Source organism: Halomonas sp. (assembly GCF_033549285.1).
Taxonomy (GTDB): Bacteria; Pseudomonadota; Gammaproteobacteria; order Pseudomonadales; family Halomonadaceae; genus Halomonas.
Genome location: NZ_JAWSUJ010000027.1, coordinates 12,975 through 25,438 on the forward strand (window position 1 = coordinate 12,975; position 12,464 = coordinate 25,438).

Sequence of the window (12,464 nt, forward strand, 5' to 3'; positions counted from 1 at the left end):
TGCCTACGGTCGCGTTTTAGTCTGGAGGGGGGTTAGAGGCGCGTTAGATTTCTTCTGGCGGGGGGTTTGAACGAACAGTTAGGCTGTTTGGTATCTCATTGCTCCACTTCATGCGATAGGGAACATCCGATGCCAAGACGCCCAGCCCTCAAGACGCTCCACTACCTGCGTGCCGTATACAACGATAACCAGGCGCCTCCGGAGACCTTTGCCGAGCTCGTGAGAGAGGCTCTGCAACGACTACCGAATGTGGGTGATACCAAGGTAGGCATCAGTAGCTTGGGCGTGGTGGGTGTCAGGCAGCGTCATTCGGACTATGAAGATCCCGAGCAGCCCCTGCTGCTGGCCATAGGCGCTGGAGCGCCTGGAGAACGAATGGGTACCTTTGGCACCGACGTCGCGGCTGACCACGACGACGACTTACCGGAAGCCCCGCCGCAAGACCGGGCCTTCAAGCTGGCCGACGCGTTCATGCTCATCGAGGGGCAGGAGTTGCTGGTTTGCACGGATGGCGCGATGCGAGGCTATGCCTCGGTGGAGAAGTACCTGAGGGGTCTTTTCGATAGGGCCAATTTGCCTCCCGTCGTCTCGGCGTTCGAGTTGCAGCCTGCCTCCAATCAGGAAAAGCGACAGACGCTCGAGCGGGAAGGTGTCAAGGAAATCACCATTAAGGGGACGATGTACGCCGCTACCCATGAGCTAGAGGGTCAGGACCCGGGCGGTTTTACCGAGCTTTTCCGGCGTTTCCGCAAGCATTGTCAGGACTATCTGGCCGAAGAAGTCGAAGACGAGCGGGAGCGGGAAGTCTTGGCAGGCCATTGGGGGGACATCAATGTCACCACGACAATCATGCCCTCGGGCGGAACGCGTGCGGAGCAGGTGGTGCTGTCCTCTCTAGACGATGCAGGCCTCGACATGGTCGACGAGATACCGGACGACTCTGAGGTGGTGATTCTGACGCGCTCCGGCAACACCATTCGCACCGGGGATGTGGTGTTGAAAAAGAAGGTTCGGCTGCGGCGCAAGGAGCAGCAGAATGACCTGGACGCCTATGAAGTATGGGATGAGCTCAATACATTCCACCAAGAGCTGAGGTATAGAGGCGCATGGCAGAGATAACGGGTGGGCCCAGGGTCAGCAGGCGTAAGGTCGCCACTGAGATCACCAGCGTGGTGATCGCAGGGCTGGCGGGCTGGCTACTGCAACCTTGGTATCATCGAAGCGAAGACGCTACCTCGGTGTTGGTGACGGTGTTTTCGATCCTGGCCGGCTTTCTGGCAGCTGTTATGGCGATCGTGGCAAACGACAGGGTGCTGCGGGGGCGAAACTGGCGCCAGGACACCTACTACCTTGGCGAGATCCGCCGCGAGCTGCTTCGCCACAGCGTGACATTCTACGTGTACCTGGCCGTTCTGGTGCTGGCCTTCCTGACTAGCATCTCGTCGACCTGGCCCCTATGGGTGCAGCGCTGGACCGAGCATGGCCTGCTTTTCTTCGCCACTTTGGGTATCTTCCACTCATTCCAGCTGCCCAAGATCCTCAGCCGGAAACATGTCACGGCGATGGAGAAGGAAATTCGACGCCGCCGTGAGAAGGAAACCGGCGCAAGATAGCGCACCTCAAGTTCCCCCTTGCCGTTAGAAACTCCCAAGATGCTTTAAATCCGGCCCCCGCGCATGCCCCGCCATGCTGCGGGCATGACTACTGCATCCGCCAAGCCTTCCGTCGCCGTCTGCGCCCTCGCCGTGCGCTCCGCCGACGACAAGACGCGCCTGATACCGGCCGGCACCTTCCACGCCCCCCGTGGGGCCATGGCCGGCAGCGGCCCCTGGCACCTGGACGCCCAGGGCGCCGAGGCGCTGATCGGCCTGGCGGCTTCCCGCTCCACCGACATCGTCATCGACTACGAGCACCAGACCCTGCTGGCCGAGCGCAATGGCCTGCCGGCCCCGGCGGCTGGCTGGGTCGACCCGCGCTCGCTGGAGTGGCGGGACGATGGCCTCTACGGCGCCGTCAGCTGGACGGCCGCCGCCAAGGCGGCCATCGAGGGCGACGCCTACCGCTACCTCTCCCCGGTATTCCCGTATGACCCCGACTCCGGGGCCGTGCTGGACCTGCTGCACGTGGCCCTGACCAACACCCCGGCCATCGACGATGGCGCGATCTCGGCACTCGCCGCGGCGCGCATGACGACCCACCCCCAGGAGGATGACTCCGTGAACCGCGAACAGTTGATTGCACTGCTGGGCCTGGCGGCCGAGGCCACCGACGAGCAGATCCAGACCGCCATCGAGGATCTGCAGGCCACCGCCAAGGCCCACGCCAAGCTCCGCGAGGAGATGGCCCTCAAGGAGGAGGAGGACACCGGCGAGGCCGTCGCCGCCCTCAAGGCCAAGGCCCAGGCCAAGCCCGCCGAGCCGGACCCTGCCAAGTTCGTGCCCAAGGCCGTCTACGACGAGGCCGTGGCGGCACTCTCCCAGGCCAAGGTCGGCCAGGACCAGGAGATGGAGCGCCTGATCGACGAGGGCCTCAAGGACGGTCGGATCGCGGGCAAGGCCACCGCCGACTGGCTGAAGCGCCAGGGGCTGGCCGCCTGCAAGGCCCACCTGAAGGACGCGCCCAGCCTCGCCGCGCTGAAGGGCGGCACCCAGACCGCCGGCAAGTCGCCCGAGGCCGACAAGCCGAAGGAGGGCGAGCTCAGCGCCGCCGAGCTGGCCGTGTGCAAGAGCATGGGCCTGACCGCCGAGCAGTACCGCCAGGCCAACCCGGCCGACGACAAGTAAGGGAGGAGCGCCACCATGGTCGCCGCTACCAAGAACCGCAACACCCCGACCCGCGCCGGCAACCGGCGTAGCGCCCCCGTCGCCGCCGGGGCCCTGTGCTATGCCGGCGCCATCGCCGTGATGAACGCCGCGGGCTACGCCGCACCGGGCACCACCGCCACCGGGCTTACCGCCCTGGGCGTGTTCCACCACTACCAGGACAACGTCGGCGGGGCCGATGGCGACCAGGTCGTCGAGATCGAGCGGGGCGTCTTCCACTTCGCCAACGACGGCGGTGACCCGATCGATCGCACCATGATTGGCACCCCCTGCTACCTGGTCGACGACCAGACCGTGGCCGCCACCGATGGCACCAGTACCCGTTCGGCCGCCGGAACCGTCGACGACGTCGACGACAACGGGGTCTGGGTCCGCATCGATCCCACCGCCTAACTAGGAGCCCGACATGGATCTCACTTCCGCGAATCTCCAGGCCCTGTTCAAGGCCTACAAGACCAACTTCCAGCAGGGCTTCACCAGCCTGGGCGAGCAGGGCGCGCTCTACGAGCAGTTCTGCACCACGGTCAACAGCACCACCGCCGTGGAGGTCTATCCCTGGCTGAAGACCCTGCCGCGCATGCGCGAGTGGCTGGGCGACCGGGTCGTGCATGGCCTCGAGGGCGCCGACTTCAGCATCAAGAACCGCAAGTTCGAGCTGACCGCCGGCGTGCCCCGCGATGCCATCGAGGACGACACCTACGGTCTCTACGCGCCCACCTTCGAGGAGTTCGGGCGCAGCTCCCGCGAGCACCCCAACGAGCTCGCCGTGGAGGTGCTGGAGGCCAACCCGCTGTGCTACGACGGCCAGAGCCTGTTCGATACCGATCACCCGGTGCTGGATGCCAGCGGTGCCGAGACCTCGGTCTCCAACGACATGGGCGGCAGCGGCCCGGCCTGGTACGTGATGGACCTCTCCCGGGCCATCAAGCCGATGATCTTCCAGCGCCGCCGCGGCTACGACTTCCGCGCCCTGACCGACCTGATGAGCGATCGCGTCTTCATGACCGACGACTTCATGTTCGGCACGGACGCGCGGGTCAACGCCGGGCCTGGCCTGTGGCAGCTGGTGGTGCGCTCCAACCAGGAGTTCAACGCGGCCAACTACAAGGCGGCCCGCGAACGGTTGACCACCCTCAAGGGCGACCACGGCCGTCCGCTGGGGCTGCGCCACACCCACACCATGGTGCCCAACACCCTGGAGGGCGACGCCCGCGTGATCCTCATGAACGAGCGCGACGCGGCCGGGGCCACCAACCCCTGGAAAGGAACCTCGCAGCTGGTGCTCAACGCCTGGCTGGCCAACGCCTGAGGCTGAGTTGAGCCAATGACCCGGCGCTGCGCCCGCCCGATGGCGGGCGCAGCGGGAGGAGAGAGACGATGACGACCCGCAAGTCGACCAGCAAGACCGCGGCCAAGCGCACCCCCAAGGCCAGCGAGACCCAGGAACAGCAGGCCGCGACCCCCCAGCCCAATGCCGGCGATAGCGCGCAAGCGCCTGAGGCGGGCGGGGTCGAGGCTACCCAAGTCAAGGACGCCGCCACCCAGGAGCCCGCCATGGAGCCGGCCGCCAAGGAAGGCCCTTCTGACGCGGCGCAGGATCAGCCGAAGGCCTCCGAGAAGGGCGAGAAAATTAACACGCCCCCCGGGGAGGCGCCCGTTGAGCAAGTGCCCGCGGTATTCGTGCGCACCCGCAAGCGTTACGGCTCACGCCGCCGGGCGGGCTTCCGCTTCACCCAGGAGGGGCTCGGCATCGCGCTCTCGGCCTTGACCGACGAGCAGCTCGAGCAGCTGCACGCCGATCCCGCCCTCGAGGTCGAGGAGTGCACCTTCCCGGCCGACGACGACGGCGAACCGGAGCAGTAAGCCATGCCCTACATCACCCTCCAGGATCTCATCGATCGCTTCGGCCAGGACGAGCTGCTCCAGCTGGCCGCCGATGACACCGGCCAGGCGATCGACCAGGGCGAGATCGATCTGGCCATCGCGGACGCCGCCGGCGAGATCGACGGACGGGTGGCGGCCGGGGGCTATGCCGTGCCGCTGGATCCGGTGCCGCGCATCATCCAGGCCTACGCCTGCGACATCGCCCGCTACCGGCTCTACGACGAACACGCCACCGACCAGGTCACCAAGCGCTACGAGGACGCCATCAAGTTCCTGCGCGCGGTGGCCAAGGGCGAGGTGCTGCTGGGGATCGGCGGCGACGCCGACGAGCCCACCGCCGGCAGCGTGGAATTCCAGAGCGGCCAGCGAGTGATGCCGGGAGGGGGCTTCTGATGAGCCAGGCGCTGCACCACGACGACTACCTGGTGGCCGAGGGCCTGATCCTCGCCCGCCTCGAGGCACAGCTGGCCGACCTGTCCGGGCTCAAGGTGCTCTCAGCGGCGGATCTCGCCGGGGTGACCGAGGGCGCCCAGCATACCCCCGCGCTGCACGTCATCTACATGGGCGATGCGGTGCCCGGGGGCGAGCAGGTCGACCAGGGCAACTACCACGTGCTGCGCCAGCGCTGGATGGTGGTGGTGGCGGTACGCAACGCCCGCCAGCAGCGAACCGGCCAGGCCGCCCGCGAGGCCGCCGGGCCGCTCCTCTCGCGGGCGATCCAGGCGCTTTCCGGCTGGCGGCCGGGGCAGGGTCTGGGCCCTCTGGCCCGGGTGAGCGCCCCGGCGCCGGCCTTCACCCCCGGCGGCTTCGGCTACTTCCCGCTGCAGTTCGAGACCGTGCTGATGACCCGCGCGCCCTCGGTCGATTGACCGCCGGCGACTGACACCAGGAGATCGACACCGTGAGTACCAAGACGAAAGCCAGTCAGCCCGCCCCGCGCCAGGAGGTGACCCTGGCCAAGCCCGTCATCCAGGGCGGGACGCTGTACACACCCGAGGGCAAGGAGAAGCCCCGGCTGACCCCGCGCCAGATCGAGCGCCTGACGGCATCCGGCCACATCGGCGGCGGTGCCAAAGCCAACGCGAAGGAGGCCTAAGCCATGACTCGCAATCTCAATGTGGTGGTGCCCGCCGGCAAGGTCTACTTCAACCCGCGCCGCGAGGATGGCACCTACGAGGGCTACCGCTACCTGGCGGAGACCCCGGCCTTCACCATCACCGCCCAGGGCGAGACCCTGCCGGTGGACGGCTCCGACGGCCCCACCGCCGAGCGCCTGTTCGACGTGCCGATCCGCGTCAGCCGTTCCGGCCGCACCACGCTGCGCGACATGAACGCCGAGAACTACGCGCTGTTCATGATGGGCGAGGCCAGCGAGGTCTCCCAGACCGACACCCCGGTGACCGACGAGGCCCACGCCGTGATGCCCGGGCGCTTCTACCAGCTGGGGGCCTCGACGGATAACCCCGGTGGGGTGCGCAACGTCTCGGCGGTGGACGTCCAGGACGAGACCGATACCACCACCTACGTGGCCGGCACCGACTATGTCGTCCATGCCGAGATCGGCATGCTCGAGATCCTCGAGGACGGCACGATCACCGAAGAGACCATCCACGTCGACTACACCCCGGCGGCCGAGACCCGCGACCGCGTGACCACCAACCAGCTCGGCGCCCGGCGCGGCGAGGTCAAGTTCGTGGCCAACAACACCGAGGGTCAGAACCGCGACATCTACATCCCCGAGGCGCGCCTCTCCCCGGACGGCGAACTGCCGATGAAGAGCCGCGAGAACCCCCAGGAGATGCCGCTGATCGTCGCCGTGCAGACCCGCGACGGTTACGCCCAGCTCTACGTCGACGGCCGCGCCGCCGCATAACCAGGAGGACAGCAGCGCATGAGCGAGCATCGCCCCGAACAGGATCCCGAGATCCTCTTCCCCGACGAGACCCTCGAGATCGCCGGCGAGACGATCGAGGTGCGCGAGTTCCGCTACCTGGAGGGCCTGCGCGCCATCGCCCTGGCCCGGCCGCTGTTCGCCGCACTGGCCGAGCTGCTCGAGGGCGGCGAGCTCGACGCCCTGGCCCTGGACGGCCTGATCGCTGAGCACTACTCGGCCTGGATCGCGCTGATGGCGATCAGCACCGGCAAGGACGAGGCGTGGATCGAGGGCCTGCGCGACCGCGACGGCCAGACGCTCTCGATGACCTTCTGGCGGGTCAACTCGGGTTTTTTTATGAGACGGCTGGTGTTCGGCGGGGCGCTGGCCAGGGCGATGCGCCAGATGGTGCCCCCGACGACAGGGAACCCATCCCCCTCGCCGAGCTCTTCGACGCCCTCATCAGTGGCGGCTACGGGCGAGACCCCGAAGAGCTCGCCCGACGCCTGACCTGGCGGCAGATCCAGCGTTACTACGCGCTGACCCGCCGCCGGCGCGACGAGCATCGCGCCGACCTGATCGAGGCGGTCCACGTCGCCTGGGGCGGTAAGCCCAACCAGGAGATCCGCAAGCTGCGTAACCGGAGCCAACCCTGATGGCCGATCGTAACCTCGAACTCGCCCTGCGCATGCGCGCCGACCTGCAGCAGGCACGTCGCCAGCTGCAGCAGGTCGAGCAGGAGCTGGGTGACGTGGCGCGCGGTGGTGGCAAGGCCGGCCAGGGCATGCGCCGCTATACCCAGGAGGCCGACAAGGCCGAGCGCAGCTCCCGGCGGCTCTCCGGCACCGTAGGGCAGGTGCGCAACCTGCTGGCCACCCTAGGGGCCGGCCTCGCCCTGCGTCAGTTGGTCCGCTACACCGACACCATGACCGGCCTAGAGAGCCAGTTGCGCCTGGTCACCGGCAGTCAGGACGAGTTCAACCAGACGTTCGCCGATCTCTACCAGCTCGCCAACAGCACTCGCCAGGGCCTCGAGCCCACGGTCAACCTCTATGCGCGTATGGCCCGCGCGACCGAGGAACTGAATCTCTCGAATGAAGAACTGCTGACCCTCACCAAGGCGATCAACCAGTCCTATATCGTCTCGGGCGCCAGCGCCCAGGAGGCTGCGTCCTCCACCCTGCAGCTGAGCCAGGCCATGGCCAGTGGCGTGCTGCGCGGCGAGGAGCTCAACTCGGTGCTGGAAAACAGCCCGCGCCTAGCGCGTGCCATCGCCGACGCCCTGGGTGTCACCATCGGGCGGCTGCGCGAGATGGGCCAGAACGGCGAGCTCACCGCCGAGCAGATCAGCCGCGCCCTGCTCGAATCCGCCGACAGCATCGACCGCGAATTCCAGAGCATGGAGCGCACCGTCGGCCAGGCGCTCCAGCAGCTGCGTAACGACCTGCTGGTCACCTTCGGCGGCAGCGAGGTGACCGGCTTCACCGACGCCATCGACGACCTGCGCGCGGTGGTCACCGATCCCGGCTTCCAACAGTCCATGGTCACCCTGGGTACTGCCGTGGCTGATCTCGTCGCCGCCATGGCCCAAGGCGTCAGCACCGGCACCAACTTCGCCGCCTGGGCCGGCGAAGAGCTCGCCGCCCTTACCCAGGGCGTGGCCAATGACGACGTTGTGCGCATGCAGCAGCGTGCCGACGAGATCCGCGGCATGCTCGATACGCCCAGTCGATCCCTGGCTGGTCAGGGCGATCGTCTGCGCCTGTTTGGCCCGACTGGACTGGTGGAATACTGGAGCGATGACGAGCTCAAGGCCGAGCTATCGCGTCTCGAGAGCCAGATCGAGGCCTACTACGCCAACCGGCCCCCCATCACCATCGACATCACCGAAGGGCAGCGCGGCGAAGAAGACCAACCCGAAAGTCCCCGCGCCTCTTCCTCCGGTGGCAGCAGCAGCGGCCAGAGCGCCGCGGCCCGCGAGTACCAGGCCGCCCTGCAGGCACTGCAGAACCTCGACCAGGGGCTCCAGCAGCAGATCGCCACCTTCGGCGAAAGCGAAGCCGCCGCCCTGGAGTACCGCCTCACCTTGGGCGACATGGCCGACGACGTCGCCCGCCTGGGCGCCGAGGGCCAGGCGCTGGCCGCCAGCATCGTCGAGCAGGCCCGCGAGATCGAACGCCTGACAGAGGCCGAGGAGCGCCGCGCCGAGGCCGAGCGTGAGCGTCAGCAGGCTCAGCAGCAGGCCGAGCAGGCCCTCCAGCAGATCCTCGACCAAGCCGACCCGGCCCGCGCCATGGAGCGCCAACTGGAGCTGATCGAGGAGCTCAAACAGCAGTTCCCCGAATACGCCGCCGCCCTCGAGCAGGCCGCCGCCCAGGTCAGCCAGCGCATCGACGAGATCAACCAGGGCCTGCTGAGTGCTCGTCAGATCAACGCCGAATTCACCTATGGCGCCACTGATGCCCTGACCTCCTTTGCCGAGGACATCGCCAACGGCCGCGACGCCATCGACTCACTGGCTGATGCCTTCCGCCAGTTCGCCGCCGATTTCCTGCTGCAGATCGCTCGGATGATCATGCAGCAGGCCATCTTCAATGCCCTGCAGGCGATGGGCGGCGGTGGTGGCGGGATAGGAGGCGCCATCGCCAGCCTGTTCCACGGCGGCGGCGTGGTCGGCCAGGGCGGCACCACTCGCGATCTATTTGGCACCGCGCCCCGCTACCACACCGGCGGCATCGCCGGCCTGGCCCCCGACGAGGTGCCCGCGATCCTGCGCCGCGGCGAGGAAGTGCTGACGGCGGCCGATCCCCGCCATCGCGATAACCAGGGGGGCGGCGAGCCCAACGTCAGCGTCAAGAACGTCAACGTCTTCAACCCGGCGGACGTGCTCGAGCAGGCCATGGCCGACACCGCGGGCCAAAAGGTGGTGCTCAACCACGCGCGCTCCAACCGCAACGCCTGGCGCAGCGCTCTGGGCCTCTAGGCCATCACCGATAGGGAAAGACGATGCCGTTCCGCTTCCTCAACAATTACGTCACCCAGCTTGCCGAGGCGCTGGCCACCGGGGCCACCACCCTGGAGATCACTGGCATGGGCGATGAGTTTGCCGATGCCTCGCCCTCGACGCCTTACGCGCTGACCCTGGCCGAGCGCAATATCCGCGGCATCGACCTGCGCCGCGAGATCGTCCACGTCACCGGGCGCGCAGGGAACGTGCTGACGGTGCTGCGTGGCCGCGAAGGCACCACCGACGATGACTGGCCGCTGGGGACCCCGGTGGAGGCCCGCGATACGGCCGCCGGGCTGAACGAGGCCGCCCAGGCGGTGGCGGTTCACGAGAGCGAGGCGGATCCGCATCCGCAGTACCGGCAGGTCATCGCCGGCGTCGAGCCTCAGGTGATCATGAAGGGCGATCCGCTGGACATGACCCTGGCAGGGGACGCCGTGACCATCACGGTGCCAGCGGGCTACGTCCTCTACCTCGATTTCATCGACCTGGTGATTACGGCCAGCGATGCACCAACCGGGACGCCGTCCATCGTCGCCGGGCCGGATGGCACCAACGACGATACCTACCTGGCCAACTCGCCGATCAGCGTCGATGCCATCGGCGACCGTGAGGCGTTCATGCCCCTGGTGACGGTGGGGATCTCCGAGATCCGTATCGCCGTCAGCACGGCGGGCGCCGGCACCCTGGAAGCGACGCCCGTGCTGCGCGGCTATCTGCTGGAGGTGTGAGGTGCTGAACGTCTGGCCGGTCAATACCCAACCCCTGCTCGATAGCGATGCCCTCGAGACCGAGGGGCCGGTGGTGCCGCCCGAGGGCGAGCGCCGCGCCTGGCCCTTCGCCATCGCCTGGCCGCCCAGCGGGCAGAGCGTCCAGGAGCGCTACCGCTACCTCACCGAGATCTACACCAGCCGCAGCGGCCGCGAAACCCGCAGCGCCCGGCGCAGCCGGCCCCGCAAGCGCCTCGAGTTCAGCTGCGTGCTGCACGACGGCGGGCTGGCCGCCTGGCAGGCTTTCGTTCACCGCGCCCTGGTTCAGAACCTGGTGGTCCCTCAGTCGCACCTGGTGCGCCAGCTGCCCGCCGAGATGCCCCAGGGGACCAACGCCCTCTATCTGGAAGACTCGCCCGACTGGATGCTGCCCGGCATGGCGATCGTCATCGGCGATGGATCCCGCCGTGAGACGCTGACGATCGGCGCCGTCTATGGCGATCTCAACTACTTCACCGCCGGCAGCCAGTACCCTTGGCCGGCAGGCACCCCGGTCTATGCCGGACTGACCGGGGTGCTCGACCAGGCCCACGACGCCGAGCTGCTGACCGCCATGGTGGCGCGCCTGGGGGTCACCTTCCACGTGCGGCCGCTCTCCGAGCCGGCCCCGGCGCCTGCCGAGCCGCCGCTCACCTTCGATGGCCGCGAGGTGTTCCTGATGCGCCCCAACTGGGTGCAGCCGGTGAGTCAGTCCTGGGTGCGCCCGGTCGACGAGCTCGACTACGAGATCGGCCCGACCAGCCGCTATTCGCCGGTGCCCTTCGCCGCGGACACCCTGCAGGCCACCTACGTGGGCGCCACCCGCGAGGAGGTGCAGGCCATCGTCGATCTCTTCCACCGCATGCGCGGGCGCCAGGGCGAGTTCTACGCCCCCAGCTGGCTGCCGGATCTCACCCTGCGCGAAGGCCTGACGGCCGGCGCCACCACTCTGCGGGTGCAGGGTACCGAGTCCGCCGAGGTCTATGCCGCCAGCCTCACCCATCGCGCCCTGTTCGTGCGCCTGCGCGGCGGCGAGCTACTGCTGCGCAAGGTGACCAGTATCGGCGTCATCGACGACGCCCAGGGCAACGACTCGGTGATCAACCTCGCCAGCGCCTGGGGCGACAGTGTGCCCGCGAGCCAGGTGGTGATGGCCGGCTGGCTGCTGCTGCGCCGCTTCGCCAGTGACGACCTAACGGTGGAATGGCGCACCTCGGCGGTGGCCACCGTGCAGTTCGGCATGGTCGCCCTCGAGGCCCTGGCCGCCGAGGCGTTAGAAGGGGAGGTGCTCTAACGATGTTCGACGTCTTCTTCACCAGCCGTAGCGCCAGTCGGCCAGCCTACCTCTACGACATCACCTTCGCCGCCGGTGAGGCGGGCCGACTGCGTCTCACCAGCGCCGACCAGCCGCTAATCGTGGGCGGACAGCGGTATGAGCCCGCCCAGATCAAGCACGGCGAGATCGAGAGCTCGGGCACCCTGGACAACGCCACCCTCGAGGTGAAAACGCCGCGCTTCAACCCGCTGGTCGAGGTGTTCCGCGTCTACCCGCCCGAGCGGGTGGTCAACCTGACCATCTACCGCGGCGAGCTGGACGACCCCGACGCCGAGTTCAATGCCACCTGGTCGGGACGCATCCTCAACTTCGCCATGAGCGGCCTGGAGGCGACCTTCTCATGCGAGCCCATCGCCACCGCCGTGCGCCGGCCGGGGCTGCGTCGCACCTATCAGTACGGGTGCCCGCATGTGCTCTACGGCCCGCAGTGCCGCGCCAGCAAGGCCGCGGCCAGCAGCGCGACGACGGTGCAGGCGGTGAGCGGCTCGGTGGTGACCCTGGCCAGTGGCTGGAACGCCCACCCGACCGCCAAGTACCTGCGCGGCATGCTGGAGTGGGACATCGAGGGCGGCACCGTGCGCCGCACCATCCTGCAGGTGCTTTCACCGACCCAGGTGCTGCTGGCCGGAGTGGTGCGCGACCTGACGCCCGGCATGACGGCCACGGCGGTACTGGGCTGCGGCCACGCCGGGGACGACTGCAAGAACCTGCACGACAACCTGCTCAACTATGGCGGCTGCCCCTGGATCAGCGAGATCAATCCGCTGGGCCAGCGCAGCCCCTTCTACTGAGA

At 68.0% G+C, this 12,464-nt stretch carries 15 protein-coding genes; all 15 read left to right on the forward strand.

The features are described 5' to 3' along the window. Positions 1-129 precede the first annotated feature (129 nt). Entirely contained in the window at positions 130-1,119 is a 990-nt protein-coding gene (locus tag SCI24_RS08130) for a hypothetical protein (protein ID WP_318724920.1), read from the forward strand. Beyond that, positions 1,107-1,613, forward strand: coding sequence for a hypothetical protein (locus SCI24_RS08135; RefSeq protein WP_318724921.1), 507 nt, complete (start codon positions 1,107-1,109; stop codon positions 1,611-1,613). The genes SCI24_RS08130 and SCI24_RS08135 overlap by 13 nt, the downstream gene beginning before the upstream one ends. 84 nt (positions 1,614-1,697) lie before the next feature. Next, positions 1,698-2,783, forward strand: coding sequence for a phage protease (locus tag SCI24_RS08140; RefSeq protein ID WP_318724922.1), 1,086 nt, complete (start codon positions 1,698-1,700; stop codon positions 2,781-2,783). A 15-nt stretch (positions 2,784-2,798) separates the two neighbouring features. Further along, positions 2,799-3,215 (forward strand): hypothetical protein, encoded by a 417-nt coding sequence (locus SCI24_RS08145; protein WP_318724923.1) that lies wholly within the window; start codon positions 2,799-2,801, stop codon positions 3,213-3,215. Between the two features lie 13 nt (positions 3,216-3,228). Next, positions 3,229-4,131 carry a Mu-like prophage major head subunit gpT family protein gene (locus SCI24_RS08150; RefSeq protein ID WP_318724924.1) on the forward strand — a complete coding sequence of 301 codons (903 nt, stop codon included), beginning with the start codon at positions 3,229-3,231 and terminating at the stop codon, positions 4,129-4,131. A gap of 68 nt (positions 4,132-4,199) precedes the next feature. Then, entirely contained in the window at positions 4,200-4,685 is a 486-nt protein-coding gene (locus SCI24_RS08155; RefSeq protein ID WP_318724925.1) for an HI1506-related protein, read from the forward strand. Positions 4,686-4,688: 3 nt separating this feature from the next. Further along, positions 4,689-5,099 (forward strand): DUF1320 domain-containing protein, encoded by a 411-nt coding sequence (locus tag SCI24_RS08160; RefSeq protein WP_318724926.1) that lies wholly within the window; start codon positions 4,689-4,691, stop codon positions 5,097-5,099. Next, a complete protein-coding gene (locus tag SCI24_RS08165) occupies positions 5,099-5,575 on the forward strand; it encodes a hypothetical protein (RefSeq protein ID WP_318724927.1) in 477 nt (158 codons plus the stop codon). Before SCI24_RS08160 ends, SCI24_RS08165 begins: the two co-directional genes overlap by 1 nt. Positions 5,576-5,607: 32 nt before the next feature. Further along, entirely contained in the window at positions 5,608-5,802 is a 195-nt protein-coding gene (locus SCI24_RS08170; protein ID WP_318724928.1) for a hypothetical protein, read from the forward strand. A gap of 3 nt (positions 5,803-5,805) precedes the next feature. After that, on the forward strand, positions 5,806-6,579 hold the full coding sequence (locus tag SCI24_RS08175; RefSeq protein WP_318724929.1) for a hypothetical protein: 774 nt from the start codon (positions 5,806-5,808) through the stop codon (positions 6,577-6,579). Positions 6,580-6,597: 18 nt separating this feature from the next. Then, positions 6,598-7,089 (forward strand): DUF6631 family protein, encoded by a 492-nt coding sequence (locus SCI24_RS08180; protein ID WP_318724930.1) that lies wholly within the window; start codon positions 6,598-6,600, stop codon positions 7,087-7,089. Positions 7,090-7,234: 145 nt separating this feature from the next. Next, on the forward strand, positions 7,235-9,562 hold the full coding sequence (locus tag SCI24_RS08185) for a tape measure protein (RefSeq protein WP_318724931.1): 2,328 nt from the start codon (positions 7,235-7,237) through the stop codon (positions 9,560-9,562). Between the two features lie 23 nt (positions 9,563-9,585). Beyond that, entirely contained in the window at positions 9,586-10,317 is a 732-nt protein-coding gene (locus tag SCI24_RS08190) for a hypothetical protein (RefSeq protein ID WP_318724932.1), read from the forward strand. Between the two features lies 1 nt (position 10,318). After that, positions 10,319-11,629, forward strand: coding sequence for a hypothetical protein (locus tag SCI24_RS08195; protein ID WP_318724933.1), 1,311 nt, complete (start codon positions 10,319-10,321; stop codon positions 11,627-11,629). Between the two features lie 2 nt (positions 11,630-11,631). Further along, the gene (locus tag SCI24_RS08200; RefSeq protein WP_318724934.1) at positions 11,632-12,462 is read left to right on the forward strand and encodes a phage BR0599 family protein; all 831 of its coding nucleotides are present in this window, start codon (positions 11,632-11,634) and stop codon (positions 12,460-12,462) included. Positions 12,463-12,464 lie beyond the last annotated feature (2 nt).